Source organism: Streptomyces sp. NRRL F-525, from assembly GCF_000716605.1.
Classification (GTDB): domain Bacteria; phylum Actinomycetota; class Actinomycetes; order Streptomycetales; family Streptomycetaceae; genus Streptomyces.
Genome location: NZ_JNXE01000006.1, coordinates 98,877 through 117,619, shown reverse-complemented (window position 1 = coordinate 117,619; position 18,743 = coordinate 98,877). Strand labels below are relative to the sequence as shown.

General features: G+C 72.1%; 12 protein-coding genes. 5 read left to right on the top strand and 7 right to left on the bottom strand.

Features of this window, described 5'->3' with window-relative positions; translation table 11 throughout:
* The first annotated feature begins 77 nt into the window (after positions 1-77).
* Together OO69_RS11335 and OO69_RS11330 are read left to right on the top strand one after the other, a co-directional pair.
* A complete protein-coding gene (locus tag OO69_RS11335) occupies positions 78-1,397 on the top strand; it encodes a histidine kinase (protein WP_051800922.1) in 1,320 nt (439 codons plus the stop codon).
* Complete coding sequence (locus tag OO69_RS11330; RefSeq protein WP_033280385.1) at positions 1,394-2,050, top strand: response regulator; 657 nt, start codon at positions 1,394-1,396, stop codon at positions 2,048-2,050. The genes OO69_RS11335 and OO69_RS11330 overlap by 4 nt, the downstream gene beginning before the upstream one ends.
* Before the next feature lie 18 nt (positions 2,051-2,068).
* Here the strand turns inward: OO69_RS11330 and OO69_RS11325 are convergent, their stop codons facing one another.
* The 5 genes from OO69_RS11325 to OO69_RS11305 all read right to left on the bottom strand — a co-directional run bounded on the left by OO69_RS11325 (position 2,069) and on the right by OO69_RS11305 (position 9,343).
* A complete protein-coding gene (locus tag OO69_RS11325) occupies positions 2,069-2,851 on the bottom strand; it encodes an alpha/beta fold hydrolase (RefSeq protein WP_033280384.1) in 783 nt (260 codons plus the stop codon).
* A 136-nt stretch (positions 2,852-2,987) separates the two neighbouring features.
* The gene (locus OO69_RS11320; RefSeq protein ID WP_033280383.1) at positions 2,988-4,529 is read right to left on the bottom strand and encodes an ABC transporter substrate-binding protein; all 1,542 of its coding nucleotides are present in this window, start codon (positions 4,527-4,529) and stop codon (positions 2,988-2,990) included.
* Entirely contained in the window at positions 4,526-6,607 is a 2,082-nt protein-coding gene (locus tag OO69_RS11315; protein ID WP_033280382.1) for a hypothetical protein, read from the bottom strand. The genes OO69_RS11320 and OO69_RS11315 overlap by 4 nt, the downstream gene beginning before the upstream one ends.
* Before the next feature lie 375 nt (positions 6,608-6,982).
* Positions 6,983-7,696, bottom strand: coding sequence for a DUF4232 domain-containing protein (locus tag OO69_RS11310; protein ID WP_033280381.1), 714 nt, complete (start codon positions 7,694-7,696; stop codon positions 6,983-6,985).
* Positions 7,697-8,065: 369 nt separating this feature from the next.
* On the bottom strand, positions 8,066-9,343 hold the full coding sequence (locus OO69_RS11305; RefSeq protein WP_033280380.1) for a multidrug effflux MFS transporter: 1,278 nt from the start codon (positions 9,341-9,343) through the stop codon (positions 8,066-8,068).
* A gap of 155 nt (positions 9,344-9,498) precedes the next feature.
* Here OO69_RS11305 and OO69_RS11300 point away from each other — a divergent pair, with 155 nt between their 5' ends.
* Positions 9,499-9,993 carry a MarR family winged helix-turn-helix transcriptional regulator gene (locus OO69_RS11300; RefSeq protein WP_033280379.1) on the top strand — a complete coding sequence of 165 codons (495 nt, stop codon included), beginning with the start codon at positions 9,499-9,501 and terminating at the stop codon, positions 9,991-9,993.
* A gap of 41 nt (positions 9,994-10,034) precedes the next feature.
* On the opposite strand, the gene OO69_RS11295 is transcribed toward OO69_RS11300, so the two are convergent.
* Positions 10,035-11,216, bottom strand: a complete 1,182-nt coding sequence (locus OO69_RS11295; protein WP_033280378.1) for a cytochrome P450 — start codon at positions 11,214-11,216, stop codon at positions 10,035-10,037.
* Positions 11,217-11,823: 607 nt separating this feature from the next.
* On the opposite strand from OO69_RS11295, the gene OO69_RS11290 reads away from it, so the two are divergent.
* The gene (locus tag OO69_RS11290) at positions 11,824-14,361 is read left to right on the top strand and encodes a SpoIIE family protein phosphatase (RefSeq protein ID WP_033280377.1); all 2,538 of its coding nucleotides are present in this window, start codon (positions 11,824-11,826) and stop codon (positions 14,359-14,361) included.
* A gap of 76 nt (positions 14,362-14,437) precedes the next feature.
* The gene (locus tag OO69_RS11285; protein ID WP_033280376.1) at positions 14,438-17,158 is read left to right on the top strand and encodes a SpoIIE family protein phosphatase/ATP-binding protein; all 2,721 of its coding nucleotides are present in this window, start codon (positions 14,438-14,440) and stop codon (positions 17,156-17,158) included.
* A gap of 64 nt (positions 17,159-17,222) precedes the next feature.
* On the opposite strand, the gene OO69_RS11280 is transcribed toward OO69_RS11285, so the two are convergent.
* Positions 17,223-18,710, bottom strand: a complete 1,488-nt coding sequence (locus OO69_RS11280; RefSeq protein WP_033280375.1) for an FG-GAP-like repeat-containing protein — start codon at positions 18,708-18,710, stop codon at positions 17,223-17,225.
* Between the last annotated feature and the right edge of the window lie 33 nt (positions 18,711-18,743).

Genomic DNA, 18,743 nt, shown 5'->3' with positions numbered 1-18,743 from the left:
CCTGTCGACCGCACCGTCCCCGCCCGCCGGTCCCCTTCCCCCCGGGACCGGCGGGCGGCCCGCCTGCACCATGGAGGGTGTCTCCCGTGACCGCACCGCCGACGGACCGGACCGTCAAACCCCAGATCCTGATCGGGCAGACCCGGCTGGGCGACTCCGAGTACCGGTCGGTCGTCCGGCTGCTCACGTGGCTCGCACGCGTGCGGGAGGCCGATGTGGCGCATCCGCGGGTCAGACGGTGGGGGGTGCCCGCCTTCTACGCCCTCGGCGGCATCCCGGCGCTGGTGCTCGCGGCCCGCGACTCCGGCCCCCACTTCGTGCTGGTGCTCGCGATCACAGCGGGGTACACCGTGCCGTTGCTGTGGCGCAGGCAGCGGCCCGTGCTGGTCTTCGCCTTCCTGGTCGCCCTCTCCGAGGTGGCCCTGTTCCTGGGGGTGGACTCGGGTTCGAGCGCGACCCAGCTGGTGGCGCTGCTCAACCTGGGGCGCTTCGGTGCTCCCGGGCAGCTTGCCGTGGGAGTGGTGTACAACCTCCTGCAGACTTTCGTGTCGATCGTCTTCTTCAACGGCCTCAAGGGGTCGAGCCAAGCGGGTACCCCGGTGCTGGCGTTCCTGGCCGTGGTCGCCATCCTGTCGATGGCCGCGCTGGGGCTGGCCGGAAAACTGGTGAACGCCTACATCGAGGCCCTCCAGGAGCACGCCGTACGGCTGGAGATGGAGCGCGACCAGCGCGCCCAGCTGGCCGCGGCGACCGAACGCGCCCGTGTGGCACGGGAGATGCACGACATCCTCGGTCACACCCTCGCCGTGATCGTCGGCCTCGCGGGCGGCGCCGCCGGACTCGCCGAGGCGAAGCCGAAGCGGGGCGCGGACACCCTGCGGATCATCGCCGACAGCGGGCGCGGCGCGCTGGCCGAACTGCGCAGGCTGCTCGCCGTCATCCATGACGACGAGCCCGACGACACCCCGCTCGCGCCCCAGCCCGGACTGGCCGATCTGGGCGCCCTGATGGAACGGGTGCGGGCCGCGGGCCCCGCCGCGACCCTCCGCCTCAAGGGCGAACTCACCGGTCTCGCCCAGGGACTTCAGCTCGCCGTCTACCGCATCGTGCAGGAAGCCCTCACCAACACGCTGAAGCACACGGCACCGGACACGACCGTCGAGGTCACGGTGACGGCCGCCCCGGACGCGGTGATCGTCACCGTCGAGGACACCGGCCCGCACAAGGCGTCCGGCACCGACGAACAGGGCAAGGGCCTCGTGGGCATGCGCGAACGGGCCGCGCTCTACGGCGGACAGGTCGTCGCGGGCCCCAACTCCCGCGGCGGCTGGACCGTCCGCGCCCTCCTGGTCCCCCTCCCCACCGCCCCCGACCTCACGGAGAAGCACCCGGCATGACCACCGTCCTCATCGTCGACGACCAGGCCCTCCAGCGCCTCGGCTTCAGCATGCTCATCGAGCAGTACCCCGACCTGAGCACCGTCGGCGAGGCCACGCACGGCGGCGAGGCGGTCCGGCTGGCGGCCGAACTCCGCCCCGACGTCGTCCTGATGGACGTCCGCATGCCCGGCATGGACGGCATCGAGGCCACCCGCCGGATCGTGCGGTCGGGCGGCCGCTCCCGCGTCCTGGTGCTGACCACCTTCGACCTCGACGAGTACGCGTACGCGGCACTCCGCGCCGGGGCCAGCGGCTTCCTCCTCAAGGACGCGCTGCCCGAGGAACTCGTCGCCGGTATCCGCGCGGTGGCCGCCGGGGACGCCGTCATCTCCCCCGGCCTGACCCGCAAACTCATCGACGCCTTCGCCGACCGCATGCCCGGCCGCACCGCCGAACAGGACCGCCGCCTGGACGCCCTCACCGACCGCGAACGCGAGGTCCTCACGGTCATGGCGGCCGGCTGGAGCAACACCGAGATCGCCGAGCGCCTCTGCCTGGCCGAGTCCACCGTCAAGTCCCACGTCAGCCGCATCCTCGCGAAGATCGGCGCGCGGGACCGGGTGCAGGCGGTGATCTTCGCGTACGACGCGGGGCTGGTACGGCCGGCTTGAGGTGGGCGGCGGCTGGTCTCAGGCCGGCGTCGACACGAAGTCGGCGAGCAGCGCGGTGAGTTGGGCCGGTTTCTCCACGGGCAGTTCGTGCCCGGCGTCCACGATCCGGACGATCGCGTCCGGGTAGGCGTTGGCCATCCGCAGCATCTGCGAGAGGGGCAACTGGATGTCGTGGTACCCGTGCACGATGAGCGTCGGCGCGCTGATCCCGCCGACGCGGTCCAGTACGTCGAAGGCCCGCATCGCGCCGTAGCAGGTCATGACGACCTCGCGGGGCGTCGCGGCGGAGGCGTTGATGTACTCGCGGATCTTCTCCTTGGGGTAGCCGGGGGCGAAGGCGCGCTGGATGTTGACGGCGACGAACAGCTTGAACGGCAGCAGCGTGGACACCGCGAGCAGGAGTCCGCGCGACCGGCTGTAGGTCATGCGGCTGATCGAGTCGACCAGCACCATCCGCTCGACCCGCTCGGGATGGTCCAGGACGAGGGTCTGGGCGATCATCCCGCCCATGGAGTGCCCGACCGGCACGAACCGGCCGACCTCCAGGTGATCGAGCAACGCGACGACGTCCGCGGCGAGTTCGGCGACGGTCCGCGCTCCCGCGCCGGTGCTCTCCCCGTGGCCTCGCAGGTCGAGCCGGATGACCCGCCGCCTTGCCGCGAAGTGTGCGAACTGGTCGTCCCAGCGGTGCCGGTTGGCCGTCCACCCGTGGATGAACACGAGCGGCACGCCGCCGTCTCCGTCACGGGGGCCCTCGTCGTCGTACACGAGTACTGCGCCGTTGACTTCGAGCTTCGGCATGGGTGACTCCTGTGGTGCGGCATCGACCGGCGTGGTGCCGATCTTGCCCTGGGCACAACGGAGTTGGCCTCGCGGTCGGGTATCCGCAACGCGATCGAGATCGTCGGGAGCCGGGCGCGCTCATCCCTGCGGGCTGTCAGGCCGCCGGAGCGCGCGGCGCCGTACAACTCCCGTTCGGGGCATGGCCTGTTGGCCAGGACAGGGCGACGAACCGGTCGGTGCGGGTGACGGGGTCGAGGCGGACGACGGCGACCGCCTTGTCGTAGGGGTTGCCCTGGTTGTCGAGGCAGATCCAGCCGCTGGCACCCTCGACGCGGTGGGCGCCGTGCAGGCGCAGCCAGGCGTTGCGGACCTCGTCGGTGGAGGGGACCGCGTGGCCGTGGACGACCTCGTCGCGGATACCCTCGATCGCCGTCCACGCCGAGTCGTAGGTGATGATGGCGCGGGAGTCGCCCAGGTCCACCGGGCCGACGGAGCCCGTCACTTGACGCCTCGTCAGTTCTTTCAGCGTCCGGAAGGCCTCAGCCGAGCCGCCGGTGCCCGGGGCGTTCGGGCCGGTCCAGGCGTCCGGGTGGGAGGAGGCGGTGAACTCCAGCGTGACGCCGTGCCGGAGGGTGTCCCACTCCAGAGCACGGTCCAGGGGAAGGGCGTTGGCGGCCGGTCCCGTGATGACGGTGTACGGGCGGGTACGGCAGCCCCGGTTGCCCAACTCGTTGAGGAACTGGCGGAGTTGGACCGGACGGCCCGCGAAGTAGATCTCCTTGGCCGGGGATTCGCAGATGTTGGCGACGATCTGCCGGAAGTCGTTCGACGTCGTGCCCTCCGTGCTGATCTTCGGCGGGGAATGGAACTGCTCGGGTGCCAGTGAGGCACCCTCGGTCCGCGCCTCGAAGACCTTCCGGAGGCTGGTGATGTAGTTGTCGTCGTTCCGCGCGTCCTCCACCAGCACGGTCTGCCGCACCCCGACCCCGCGGTCGGCGTGGGCGAGAGCGGCGGCCTGGTCGGTGTTGCTGGGGTTGACCCGGACCAACCCCTCGTAGTCGTGCGGGTGTTGGGGCGTGTTGGCGATGTCGTCGGCGGTGAGCGCGCCGCCGACGACGGGGATCTTCTTCTCGTTCGTCAGATAGGCGATGGACTGCTGGGTAGTAGGCAGGCTGATGTCAAACCCGAAGACGGCACGCAGCCGGTGCTCCGGCGAGGCCGCCATCTCCGCGAGCTGGTCGGCGACCGGGCGCCAACGACCGCCCCCGAGACCGGGGTTGGCCAGCACCAGACGGATGGCCGGTGCCTGGCCGTTGGCCCTGTGGTTGGCGCGGTACTGGGCGAAGTAGGCGCCCTGTACCTCCCACAGCACGTGTTTGCGATCGACCGGAGCCGTCGGACCGGCGACGTCCATCGGGACCATCAGCGCGATCGTGGCGTATGGGGCACCTGAGTTGGTCACCCTGTCGTTCTCGGCCTTGACGCGGGCGAACACCTGGTCCAGCGCGGGGTCGAAGCTCACGCTGCCGTCGGTGACTCCGACGCACTCGTGCGGGGACGACTCCTCGTGGACGCCTTCGCCGCAAGAGGTGTCGCTGTAGACGCGGTACCCGAACCAGGAACCCGCCGACACGACGAGCAGGAACACCGCGAGCAGCGCGTGGCGGGTCAGCCGACCCGGGGTGCGGAACCTCATCGCCCGCTCCCTTCCGGCACGGTCAGGTACGGGGCCTGAACCCCGTCGCGCAGCAGCGCGGACCAGTGCCGTAGAACGTGCCGGAAGGCGTCGGTGGCCTCGTGCTCGTGCAACGTGCGCAACGCGGACTCCACTTGGTCGATTCGGTCGGGGCAGGGCGCGTTGAGCGGGTCCGACTGCTCCCACAGGGCTTCCACCAGCCGGGCGACGGCCCGGTGGACGACCTCGTCCCGGGCGGCGAGTTGGCCCTGTCCGCAGCCGCCGCACGATCCCTCGTCCGGTACGGCCTCGGCCTCGAACCCCGCCGGAGGACGCGGCGCGGCGCAGACGATGTTCACGGCCGACAGCCACACGGACGGTGTGCTGTGGCCGAGCCAATGGTGCAGGGAGCGGACGACCGGTTCCGTGAGCCCCAGCGCGAGGGTGTGGTGCAGATACGCGAACGGGATCGGGCCCAACTCGCCGTCCGGCAGCGGCTCCCGCGGCACGTAACCGCTCCGCAGGTGCTGATGGATCTGCCGCCAGCGTTCCGGTGCGGTCCCGGTCCGCAACTGGTGGAGCAGCAGGCGCCGTAGTCCCCGGTCCGCGACGAGAGGCACGGACCCGTCGGTGCCCGGCCAGGGAGCGGATTCCCAGCAGACGTCCTCGAGCAGTTCGAGGGCATCGTCCACGCGCCGCGCCAGGGTGTCGCCGGGGTGGAGTCCGGTCCACAGCCGACGGGCGGCCGCGATGTCGAGGGCCGGGGCCAGCAGTGTCAGCCGGGAGCACTTGGCGGGGTCGGGCAGCAGCACGGCCAGCAACCGCTCCACCGTCGTACCGCTCCCGTCCCGCGCGGTGGCGTCGAGCAGCGAGGCCGCAGGCTGTGCGTCGGGCGCTCGGCCGTGGGGAACGGCGTCCGCCGCCTCGGCGAGGGTCCGGGCGCTGCCCGCCCGGCCGCCGGCGAACCGGTCGATCAGCAGCGGCAGATACGCCGGCCGGTCCGAGGCGCCGAGGATGCGGCCGATGTCGCCGCGCTCCAACGAGGGCAGCCCCAGGCGCAGTTCACCGTCCGCCAGGACGGCCGCCGGGTCGGCGACCTCGCGCAACGCACGGTGGGCCGAGGCGTCGCCGAGTCGTGCGGCCACGACGACCGGCCCCATCGCATCCTTGTCGGCGCCCTTTCGCCGCAGCGGTCCGAGGAGCCGCGAACCGAGGGGCACGTGCGCGTTGTCGAGGAGGATCAGCGGCGGGGGCACGTCGTTCTTGCGGCGCAGCGGGCCGTAGTGGTGGGTGATGTCCGCGATGAAGGCGCTGATCAGGATCTCTTCCAGACGGGCCTGGTCGCCGCCCGGCCGACGGAAGTCCCGTACGAATCCGAAGAGTTTCTGTACGGCGTCGCCCTGCTCGTGTTCGAGATGGTCGCCCCACCAGCGCAGCGCGCCGCGATTGACGCGTGACCGCAGCAGCCGGGGCGCGGCGGTCCTGAGCGCGGCCCGGCCCGCGCCCTCCAGCGCGCCGAGGCCCGACACCCCGGCGGGAACGGCCCGTTCGGCGGCCTGGATCCACTCGGCGAGCCGGGCCTGGCGCTCCGGTCCGCCGTCTCCGTTCTGGCTGATGACGTCCTTGAGGCGTCGCTCCGCGCGCCGCAGATCCTGCGGAGCCAGGGCGGCGCCGGCGTCCTCGGAGGCCCCGTCGGGGCGCCAGACCGTCACGGCCAGCAGTCCGAGGGCGAGGCGGGGGAAGCGCAGGGGCTGAGTGGTCCGTCGTACCCTCAGGCCGAGTTTGTACGACAGCAGGTACAGCAGGTCGGTGAGGCGCGAGCCGTCGGGGCGGGCGTCGGGCAGACCGGCGAGGAGCGGGTCGCCGAAATCGGGTGCGGCGAGGTCCGCGCGCACGAGCGGGACGAGGGGTGCGTAGGCGGCGGCCAGGGTCGCGAGCACGCTGGTCTTACCGCTGCACCGGCCGCCGACCAGTTCGATGACGGGGTTCCCGCCGGCCAGTTCCACCCGGTCACACCGACCGTCGTTCCGGTCGATCCCGACGACACCGGGCACCAACCCGTCGAGCAACGGGTCCACCCCGTAAAGCCGTTCAGCCACTGTCTCCTCAACCCCCTTGGCACCGGCGCCGCGTGGGCTCGGCACCGAGGGACCGAAGGTAGGGGCAGGAAAGGGCGGAAATCCGCGTCATCGCCGATGTGGCGGATTGTGGGCGTCTTGCGCGGCCAGCCCGGCGGATGACGGCGGTTTCCTGACCGGTTTCGACTTCCTGACCGTTTTCGACGCGTGGGCCTCCTACGAGTCGAAGCAGCGCGGGACCAGCACCGGATCGACACCGCCCTCACAGGCGTCTCCGGTGCGCGACGGTCGCGGCGTATCGCGCCCGGGCGGCGAAGAACTCCTAGTCGCGATCGGGCCGAAGGAGTTGGCGGCGGTAGAAGCCCTCAAACAGGGCGTCGCTCATCCCTGGGCCGGTCAGCCGCCCTGCCCCGCGCTGCCGACCGGGCCGACCGTCACGGAGGTGCCGGAACCGTCCGTGACGGGCAGGCTGGCGGCGCCCGGCCAGTTGAGGGTGACCGACTTGGTCTCGTTCGGCGGGGTCACCACCAGGCCGGTGATGCGGACGCCGGAGCCGCCCGACTTGTTGAACGGGTAACTGATGGGGAAGTAGGTCGACTTGCCGTTCTTGAGGACGGCCGACGTGGTCTCCTGGCCGGTGCGCTTCGCGGACACCGTCCCCGCGTTGGTCTTCAGGTCGACGCCCGCGTACCCGGAGATCGTGCAGTCCCGGCCGCCGCCGTTCTTGAACTCGACCACGACGGTCCGGTTGGCGTCGCCGTCGATGGTGTTGTCCGTCGCCGTGACCTCCAGTTCGTCGGTACGGCACCTGCCGGCCTTGGCGTTCGCGTCGGAGCCGGTACCGGCCGCCGTACCCGTACCCGTACCCGTACCCGTGCCGCCGGAGCTCGACCCACCGGAGCTGGTTCCCGTGGTGGCCTTCGCTCCGCCCTGGCTTGAGCTGCCCGAGTCCGAACTGCCGCCCGACGACGAGACGTTGGACGCGGGCGACGCCGTGGGCGCGGACGACGGGTCACTCTTTCCCGTGCTGGTGTCGTCGCTCTGGCAGGCCGTGAGCGAGAGACCGGCGGCGACGGCCAGGGCGGCGAAGGTGAGCTTGTGAACGCGCATCGATTCATCCTCAGGATCGGTGGTGTCAGTGCCTGCCGCGCCGTACGGATCGTCGGTACGAGCGGGCGTTTCTGATCATCAAGAGCGGCTCGGCCGGGTCGACCGTTCCGCACAACCACCGCATAGGACATTCCTGTTACACGCACCTCCCCGTACGGCGCCCGCCATCACCAGGCACAACGCACCGGAACCCCTCAACCGCAAGCCCGCACGGCCGTTCCCGCCGCCGTCGCCAACTCGTCGGCGGTCACGGTCCGTTGGGACAGACCCGTAACCCGGGAACCACAACCGATCGCCGGCCTTGAGCATCCCGCCGACCGAACGAAGGAACTCGCGGAAGACTGAAGGCCCCAGACGGACCGTCAGTTCCTATGCGGCCGAGGTCGGTTCACCCTGCCCCTCCCACGGCCTTGCCAGCCCCACCAGTGCGACTCCCGCCGCCGCCACGGCGATCAGCATGATCACCGCCATCGGCAGGGAACTGTCCTCCCCGAACGCCCCCACCAGCGGTGCCGCGACCGCGCCGAACAGGAACTGCAGTCCGCCGAGGAGGGCGGAGGCCGCGCCCGGGGCGTTGCGGCCGAGGGCCTGGCCGATGCTCAGGGTCGACGGGAAGACCATGCCGATGCCGCCGGCCGTGATGAACAGGGCGATCCAGGTGCCGGCGAGGGTCTCCCCCACCGTCAGCACCAGCAGCACCTGCCCCAGCGCGCCGACCGCGGCGACGGCGACCGCGCCCACGAGGAGGTTGTTCAGCCGTACCCGTCCGGCCAGTTGGGAGAAGGTCGCACCCGCGATGAGCATCGCCACGGCGTTGCTGGCGAAGATCAGGGAGTACGTCGTGGCGGACACCCCGTGCAGGTTCTCGAAGACGAAGCTGGAGCCGCTGATGTAGGCGAACAGCGCCGCCGAGATGAACGCGAGGACAAGGACGTAGCCCATGAACGCACGGCGGCCGAGCAACTCCCCCATCGCGCGGAAGGTGTTGGTGATCCCGCCGGCGTGCCGCCGCTCCGGCGGCAGGGTCTCCGGGACCTTGCGGACCACACCGAGCAGCAACAGGCCGCCCATCACGGTCAGTACGACGAACACAGCGCGCCAGGTCGACACGGCGAGGATCGCGCCGCCGAGCACCGGTGCGGCGACCGGAGCGACACCCATGATCTGGGAGAGGACCGCGAAGTAGCGGGGCAGTTCGGCCCCCTGGAAGCGGTCGGTCAGGACGGCGCGGGCCAGCACCATGCCGGCCGCGCCCGACACGCCCTGGAGGAACCGGGCACCGGTGAGGAGCTCGATATTGGGGGCGAGCGCGCAGGCGACGGAGAAGACCGTGAACGCGGCCGTTCCGGACAGCAGCAGTCCGCGGCGGCCGAGGCTGTCGCTGAGCGGGCCGATCAGCAGCTGACCGACGACGAGTCCGGCCAGGAACGCGGTCATCGTCAGCTGCACGGCCGAGCTGCTCGCCCCGAGCGTGTCCCCCATCGCGGGGAAACCGGGGACGTACATGTCGGTCGCGAGCGGGGCGACCGCGGTCAGCGCGGCGAGGACGGCGACCAGGGCGACGGCTGTGCGCCGCGAGGGGTCGGTGGAGTCGGCCGGCGCGGTGGGGCGCGCGGCGGCGGAACTGGAGGGGGACGGCGATACCATGACCGTAACGGTAACCGATGGTTCACCGGTTAACAATGACGGACCGGTGAAGGCCGATGAAGGCCCTCGTCAGCCCGTGAAGACCCATGAAATCCTGCGGACCGGGCCTGCGAAGGCCTACGAAAGCCCGGTCCAGGAAGCGAGAAACGAGCCGCATGTCGCCCTCCCCCGCCGACGTCCGCGCCCAGTGGACCGAGCACAACCCCGGTCTCGACACCTCGCCCATGGAGCTGATCGGCCTGCTCAAGCACGCCACCGGCCTCCTGAACCGCGCGGTCGAGCCCCTCTACGCGGGCGCCGAGCTCACCGCCCCCGAGGTCGACATGCTGATCCCCCTGCGGCACGCGACCGACCCGGTGATCGCCCGCCGCCTCGCCGAATGGCTCGGCCTGTCCCGCGCGGGCGTCAGCAAGGCCCTGGGCAAGCTGGAGCGGCGCGGCTTCATCGCCCGCACCCCGAACCCGGCCGACCGGCGCGCCGCCCTGGTGACCATCACCCCGGCCGGCGCCAAGGCCGTGGACGACCTCTTCCCGCGCCAACTCTCCGCCGAGGTACAGCTGTTGGCGGGGCTGGGCGGGGACCGGGAGCAGGTGCTGAGTGCGCTGGGGCGGCTGGTGGAGGTCATGGAGCGCCAAGTGGGCCGTGAGTGAAGGGTCTCTGACGGGTCGTCAGAACGGTCGCACCCCTCGTGTCAGGTCACGGCGTCCCACAGGACGTGCAGCGTCGGCGGCTTGCGGAACACCAGGCCGTGCGGGGCGGTCGGGTGGTCCGGGTCGAGGCGCAGGGCGGGGAGTCGTTCGAGGAGGTGCCGGAGAGCGATACGGGTCTCCAGGCGGGCCAGGTGGGCGGCGAGGCAGTAGTGCGGGCCGTGGGCGAAGGCGAGTTGGAGGCGGGCGTTCTCGCGGCGGACGTCGAACCGGTCGGGGTCGGGGAAGACGGCCGGGTCGCGGTTGGCGCCGGTGAGGGAGACGGTGACCAGGTCGCCCTCGCGGATCGTGGCCGGGCCGAGGACGGTGTCGCGGGTAGCGTAACGGTCCACGACGGCGGCGCCGGGTTCGAGGCGCAACGACTCCTCGATCGCGCCGTCCAGCAGACTCATGTCGGCCTGGACGAGGGCGAGTTGGTCGGGGTGCCGGAGCAGATGCAGCAGCGCGTTGGTGATCATCGCCTCGGTGGTCTCGATGCCGCCGAACATCAACACGGCTGCGTTGGAGGCCACTTCGGGCAGTGTCAGCTGCGCGGCGGCGGAGCCGAGGAGTGAGGCTCCGCCCCGGTAGGCGACGGTCGCTTCGACGGAGGCGCGCAGTTCCGCGTACGCCGTGGTGCCGTCGGCTCCCGCCTCGTGCCCGGCCGTGATGTCCGAGACCGCGCGCACGATCGCGTCGTACCAGGCGAGAACCGTGTCCGGGGTGGTGCCGGTCAGTCCGAGGGCCTCGGTCACGACGGCGACCGCGAGCGGGCCCGCGAAGGCGCGCCGCAGTTCACCGGCGCCGGCCGGCCGCAGCGCGGTGACGAGCCGGTCGGTCTCGCCCTCGATGAACGAGGCGAAGCCGTCCCGTACTTCGCGCGGGCGGAAGGGCGCGGTGAAGGGTTCACGGTGCCGGGCGTGCCGCTCCCCATCGAGGGACAGCATGCTCGGCCCGACGACCTGGGCGGTGGAGAAGCGCGGGTCGTCCACGGTGAAGGTGACCGCGTCCTTCATCACGCCGAGCGCGAGGTCCCGCCGGGTGACCAGCCAGCCGTCCAACTCCGGCAGCCAGGACACGGGTTCACTCTCCCGGAGCCGCGCCAGCCGGGGGTGCGGGTCGTGGGCGAGTTCGGCGAGCGTGGTCTCGGCGCCGAGCGGGAAGGGGGCGGCGGCGGTCGTACTCATCGCGAGCCGTGACGGAGCAGGGGGTAACTGGGCATGACCGAGGCTAACAATCGGGGTGCGAGTGAGATGGGCGGGGGCTGTGGGCGCTGGTCCGCGGTACATGGCCGGCGAAGCGGAGGCCGACCGGTCACTACCGGCTAGGGCAACAGATCGAATTCGCCCCGCGCGAGGCGTAGTTTGCGCCATCCTGAACGCCATGGGTCGAGGACCGATCGCTGACGCGGGTCGGATCTCAACTCCCTTTTCCTGCCTGCCTGCTCATCTTCCCTGTCTGTTCACTTGTCGCGTCGATCCGAAAGGGCTCAGTCCCATGGCCACACCCCGGTCCGCCGGAAGGACGCTCGCGTGCGACAACCGCACCCCCGGCGACCGCGGCACCGCCCCTGGTCGGCCCGCCCCCGTCGCCTGACCCGCGAAACGCCGGCGGCACCCCGTACCCGACCCCATCCACACGTGAGTCACTCTTGATCACTTCATCAGCCCCCGACGGACCGGCGATACCCGTGCCCCACCAGCCCATCCCGTCCGCCCAGGTGACCCCGGCCGCGTCCTGGCGCATTCTTGCTGTGTCACCCACCCGGCGCCACAGGGACGAGGTAGAGCCCCAATGACTGGGAGTGCCGAGCGCGAGAAGGGGACGCCCGGACGGCTCGCCGAGCCGCTCATCGACGCCTCGACGGAGGCGATCGACGCGGCCGGCGGCCACTCCGGGGGCGTCTACCTGCGGTCGAGCACGCCCGGACTGCTGCGTCTCGGCGTGCTGGCGGGGCTGCCAGGGCCGCTGTTCCGGCCCTGGGGGCGGCTGCACGTCGACAGCAAGTTCCCCGTCGCCGACGCCTACCGCCTCGGCGTCCACGTGGTCCTGCCGAACGCCACCGAGACCATGCGCCGCTATCCCCAGTTCGCCGCGAGCCTGCCCTTCCAGTTCGGGTCCCTGTACGTCCCCGTCATCGGCGGGTCGACGGCGTACGGCGTGCTCACCGTGCTGCGGCCCTCCGCCGCGGACGCCACCGAGGTGCTGTCCGGCCTGGACCGGATGACCCGGCTGGCCGAGGAGCTGGGCCGGGCGCTGGCCGAGCTGGAGGACGAGCACAAGGACGAGGACGGTCCGTACGTCGCCTGGGACGGCGAGCCCGTGTGCGTCCGGACGGCGGCCACGCATCGCCCCGAGGGGCGCATGGCACGGTTCTCGTGGGATCCGAGGACCGCGGCCGTGACCGGGGACGGCTCCCTGCACGCCCTGATGGGGGTGGAGCCCACGGAGTTCCCCGGCACCGCGCAGGCGCTCGCGGACGTCGTGGCGCCGGGCGACACCTACCAGGTCATGGCCGCGCTGCGGGCCACGGCCGCCGGGAAACCCCCGCCGCTGCCCCTTCGCGTGCGGGCGGCGGACGGTTCGGCCCGCCTGCTGGACCTGTGGACGCCCGCCACCGGGCCACTCCCGCCGGACGGCGGGTACCCGGTCAGCGGTGTCGTCGTCGACCCGGGATCCGGACCGCTCGCCGACAGCGTGGCCGATCTGCTGCCGGACGGCGTGTTCTGCCTGGACCGGCTGGGGCTGGTCACCTACGTCAATCCGCGTGCCGCCCGGCTGCTGGGCCGGCCGCGCGAGGAGCTGCTGGGCCGCCCGCTGTGGGAGGGCGTGCCCTGGCTGAACCAGATCGGCTGCGAGGACCAGCTGCGCGGCGCCCTGCTGTCGCTCGGTCCGGTGCACTTCCACGTCCGGCGCCCGGACGAGCGGGAGCAGGGCGAGGAGACGTACGAGAGCGACTGGCTCGCGATGGCCGTCCATCCGGGGCAGGACCAGCTGACGTGCACGGTCGCCCCCTCGACCCGGGTGGTGGGACCGCCGCTCGTACCCGTGCACACCGACGGGGACAGCGCCCCGGGGAACGGCGTCACCTCGCTCGCGCCGCTGTACCGGCCGATCGTGCTCGCCATAGCGCTGACGGAGGCGGTCACCGCCCGCCAGGTGTCCGCGGTGGTCATGAAGGAGCTGCTGCCCGCGTTCGGCGGACGGCGGCTCGCGATCTATCTGCTCCAGGAACGGCATCTGTACCTGGCCTGGGAGACCGGCTTCCCGCAGGGCTTCCTCGCCCCCTTCGACGGCGTCGGACTCGACACCCGGCTGCCCGGGGTCGAGACCCTCACCACCGGACGCCCGCTCTTCTTCGACTCCATGCAGCAGCTCGCGGACGCCTACCCGGGCATCCCCCTGGACGCGGAGGAGGGCGCCCGCGCGTTCCTGCCGCTGATCGCGTCCGGGCGCCCGGTCGGCTCGGCCATCCTGGGCTTCGACCGGTCCCGCAGCTTCAGCACCGAGGAGCGCGCGGTGCTCACCGCCCTCGCCGGACTGATCGCCCACGCGATGGAGAAGGCCCAGCGCTACGACTCCGAGGCCGCCCTCGCCCGCGGCCTCCAGCAGGCGCTCCTCCCCCGCCGGCTCTCCGCCCACCCGCAGGTGGAGACCGCGGGACGCTATCTCCCGGGCACCCAGGGCATGGAGGTGGGCGGCGACTGGTACGACGTCGTCGAGGCCGGTGACGGTCTCGCCCTGGTCATCGGCGACGTCCAGGGGCACGGCGTCCAGGCGGCCGCCACCATGGGTCAACTCCGCAGCGCGGTCAGGGCGTTCGCGCTCGGCGACCGGCCGCCCGACGAGGTGATGAGCGGTACGAACCACCTCCTCATCGACCTCGACCCCGGGCAGTTCGCGAGCTGCTGCTACCTCCGCCTGGACCCGGCGAGCGGGCTGGTCCGGGTCGCGCGGGCCGGGCATCCGCCGCCGCTGATCCGTACCCCGGACGGGCGCACCCGCGTCTGGGACATACCCGGGGGCGTGGTCCTCGGGGTGGACCCGCACGCCCAGTACCCGGTCGCGGAGCTGTACCTGGAGCCCGACTCCATCCTCGCGCTTTACACGGACGGCCTCGTCGAGCGGCCCGGTGTCGACATCGACGACGGCATCGCCGCCCTGCGCGTCGCCCTCGCGAAGGCGGGCGGGCCCGCAGCGCGGCCGGGCGGGCGGTCCCTGGCCGGTGTCGCCGACCGGCTCACCACGGCGGCCCGGCACGCGGCCGACCGCCCCGACGACATCGCGCTGCTGCTCGCCGCCCGCCGCGCCAAGCCCGGACGGCACCCATGACCCCCCGCCGGCCACGGCCTGTCACCGCCTGTGACGCCCCTCGCCTCCTGAGGTCGGGCAGTGTAGACATGGGCACATGGTCCGCCTGACGGGTCGGCCCGGGGCCCGGTCGACCCACCGCCCCGACGGTCTGCGCGCGCAGCGCCCGTACGACCGTGCCCGTCGGACGCCCGAACACCGGCGGGCGCCGCTGGGCGGCCGCAGCGTCGCCGGGCAGGTGTTCATGCTGCAGGTGGTGATCGTGCTGCTGCTGGTCGTGGCGGCCGTGGTGGCGCAGGTCCTCCAGGTGCGGCACGACAGCACGCAGGAGGCCCGCAACCGCTCGGTGGCCGTCGCCGAGACCTTCGCCAACGCGCCGGGCACGGTCGCGGCCCTGCGCAGCGCCGACCCCACCGCGATCCTGCAGCCGAGCGCCGAGGCCGCGCGGAAGACGTCCAAGGTCGACTTCATCGTCGTGATGAACACCGAGGGGATCCGCTACACCCACCCCAAACCGGACCGCATCGGCAAGAAGTTCGTCGGGGACATCGCCCCCGCGCTCGCCGGGCACGTCGTCACCGAGGAACTCACCGGCACCATCGGACCGCTGGTGCAGGCCGTGGTCCCGGTCAGGGGCCCCGGGGGCAAGGTCGTCGGTCTGGTGTCGGCCGGGGTGACGAAGGCGAACGTCGGCGGCGCCGCCGACCAGCAGCTGCCGCTCCTGCTGACCGCCGCGGGTGCGGCACTCATCCTCGCCCTCGGGGGCACGGCCCTGGTCACCAGACGCCTCCAGCACCAGACCCATGGCCTGGGCCCGCACGAGATGACCCGGATGTACGAGCACCACGACGCGGTGCTGCACGCCGTACGGGAGGGCGTGATCATCGTCGGCGGCGAGGGCCGCCTGCTGCTCGCGAACGACGAGGCGCGCCAGCTGCTCGACCTGCCCGAGAACGCCGAGGGGCGTCTGGTCCTCGACCTCGGGCTCGACGCCGACATGACCGCGCTGCTGGCCTCCGGGCGGGTCGCGACGGACGAGGTGCACCGGGTCGGCGACCGGCTGCTCGCCGTCAACCAGCGCCCCACCGACCTCAAGGGCGGCCCGGCCGGCAGCGTCACCACGCTCCGCGACTCCACGGAACTCCGCGCCCTCTCCGGCCGCGCCGAGGTCACCCGCGAACGCCTCAACATGCTCTACGACGCCGGAGTGGGCATCGGCACCAGCCTGGACGTCACCCGCACCGCCGAGGAACTCGCCGAACTGGCCGTCCCCCGCTTCGCGGACTTCGTCACGGTCGACCTCTACGACGCCGTCCTCAGCGGCGAGGAACCGCAGCCCGGCACCGACCTGCGCCGCACGGCCTCCAGCGGGGTCCGGGACGACGCCCCGCTCTACCCGGTCGGCAAGCAGATCCAGTTCATCGCGTCCTCCCCGCAGGCACGCAGCCTGGACACCGGCGAGGCCGTCGTCGAACCCCGGCTGAGCGACGCGCCCGGCTGGCTCACCCAGGACCCCGAACGCACCGCGCAGGTCGTCGAGTACGGCATCCACTCGCTGATCACCGTGCCGCTGCGGGCCGGTGCCCTCATCCTCGGCGTGGTCAACTTCTGGCGCTCCGACAAGCCCGACCCCTTCGACACGGAAGAGCTGGCCCTCGCCGAGGAGTTGGTCGCCCGCGCGGCCGTCTCGATCGACAACTCCCGCCGCTACACCCGCGAACACGGCATGGCGGTGACCCTCCAGCGCAGTCTGCTGCCCCGCCGGCTGCCCGAGCAGAGCGCCCTCGAAGTCGCCTACCGCTATCTCCCCGCGAAGGCCGGGGTCGGCGGCGACTGGTTCGACGTCCTGCCCTTGTCCGGCGCCCGCGTCGCCCTGGTCGTCGGCGATGTCGTGGGCCACGGTCTGCACGCGGCGGCGACGATGGGCCGACTGCGCACGGCGGTCCACAACTTCTCCGCGCTGGACCTTCCCCCCGACGAACTCCTGGGCCTGCTGGACGAGTTGGTCGGCCGCATCGACCAGGACGAGACGACCGAGGACAGCGTCGCCCCGGTCACCGGAGCGACCTGCCTGTACGCGATCTACGACCCGGTGACCCTGCGCTGCACCGTCGCCCGCGCCGGCCATCCGCCACCGGCGCTGATCCGGCCGGACGGCACCGTCGAGTTCCCCGACGTCCCGGCCGGTCCCCCGCTCGGCCTCGGCGGACTCCCGTTCGAGACGGCCGAGTTGGAGCTGGCCGAGGGCACCCGGCTGGTCCTGTACACGGACGGCCTGGTCGAGGACCGGGAGCGGGACATCGACGTCGGCCTGGAGATGCTGCGCACCGCGCTCACCGACTCCGGCGACTCCCCCGAGGACACCTGCCGGGCCGTCCTGGACTCGGAGTTGTCGGTACGCCCGAGCGACGACATCGCCCTGATCGTCGCCCGCACCCGCGCCCTGGGCGCCGACCGCATCGCCGAGTGGCGCGTGCCGTCCGACCCGGCGGCCGTCTCCGACATGCGTGCCTCGGTCACCCGCCAGCTCACCCACTGGGGCCTGGACGAGCTGACGTTCACCACCGAACTCATCCTCAGCGAACTGGTCACCAACGCGATCCGCTACGGCAACGACCCCGTCCGCGTACGCCTGTTGCGCGACCGCACCCTCATCTGCGAGGTCTACGACGGCAGCACCACGTCACCGCATCTGCGGTACGCGGCGATGACGGACGAGGGCGGCCGGGGTCTGTTCCTGGTGGCCCAGCTCTCGGAGCGCTGGGGCACCCGGTACACCCCGGCGGGCAAGGTCATCTGGGCCGAACAGGCGCTGTGATCGCCCCAGTTGACGGACGGCGCCCGTACCGGCTGCCGAGCCGGTACGGGCGCCACCATACCGCTTACTCGTCGATCGCCGCCCCGAAGTGCGCGCCCTTCGCCGCGCCGCCGAGGTCGGCCGCGCTGTAGAGCGAAGAGCCGTCCGCGAGCAGGCCGTTGGGGCCGGCCTGGAGCAACCAGACATAGCCGTCGGCGGAGTTCTCGCCGGGCGCGGAGGCGACCAGTTCGCTGCGGCCGTCCGCGTCCGTGTCGGCCAGCCGGACCTGGGTGCCCCAGGCGTCGTCGGCCTCGGCGGTGCCGGGGATGCCGGCGGTGTTCTGGTCGAAGGACTGGGCGCCGGTCGCGGTCACGCCGTTGCCCGAACCGCGCAACAGCCATACGGCGCCCGCGTCCTGGACGGTGCCGATGTCCTCGCCGGGCGCGCCGACGGCGATGTCCGCGTAACCGTCGCCGTTGACGTCACCGACGGAGAGGTCGTTGCCCCAGGCGTCGCCGTGCTCCGAAGTGCCGGGTACGCCCGGGGAGTTCTGCGACCACCAGTCCGCGGGACCGGCGGCGCCCTCCGAACTGCCGTAGTAGACGGCGATCTTGCCCCCGTCGTCGCCCTCGGCCTTGTCGTCGGCGCTGCTCAGCTGTCCGACCACCAGGTCGTCGTAGCCGTCGCGGTTGATGTCGCCGGACGCGGTGCCGAGGCCGCCGTTCAGGTCCTGACGGTACGTCAACTCGGTGTCGCCGCCCGCGTAGAGGGCCGACCAGCCCTGCTGGTAGTCGTCGTCGGGGCTGTAGCCCGAGATGACCAGGTCGGCGAAGCCGTTGTTGTCGTAGTCGCCGGTGGTGAGGTAGGCGGGCTGGATGCGGTGGCCGCCGGGGGCCGTGGTCGTGTTCAGCGTGCCCATCAGGTGCAGGATGTCGGTGTGGTAGGCGAAGATCTGGGCGCCGTTGTCGTCGAGGACGGCCATCTCGTCGGCGTCGGTGGCGCCGGTGAAGCGGGCCGCCGTCACGGCCTGGCCGAAGCGGGCGCCCGCGGCGGGCTTGGTGGAGGTGAAGGAGGTGTTCGCCTCCGCGCCCAGGCCGGCCTTGGAGCCGTAGAGGACGGTGACGCGGCCGGCGTTCTCGAGGCTGCCCTCGTCCTCGCCGGGGGCGCCGATCAGCGCGTCGTCGTAGCCGTCGCCGTTGACGTCGCCGGTGGCGATGGCCTGGCCGAAGGAGTCGTAGGTCTCCGAGGTGCCGGGGACGCCGGGCGTGGACTGGCTGATGACGGCCGTCTTGCCCTTGGGGACGGTGTTGTTGGTGGCGATGCCGTTCGGGGCGCCGTACTGGACGGTGACGTAACCGGCGCCCTGCTTGCCGTCGACGGTGCCCTCCGGGGCGCCGATGAGGACGTCGTCGTAGCCGTCCCCGTTGAAGTCGCTGTTGCGGTCGACGGCGCTGGTGCCGCCGGGGACGCCCGCGTAGCTGGCCGGGGCGGCGACGATGCCGGCGCCCGCCAGGAGCAGGAAGGCAGCGGACGCGACGGCGGCGGAGACCTTCTTGCGTGACACGTTCGTCATGATGTGTTCCCCCGTGGATCAAATGTGTTGCGG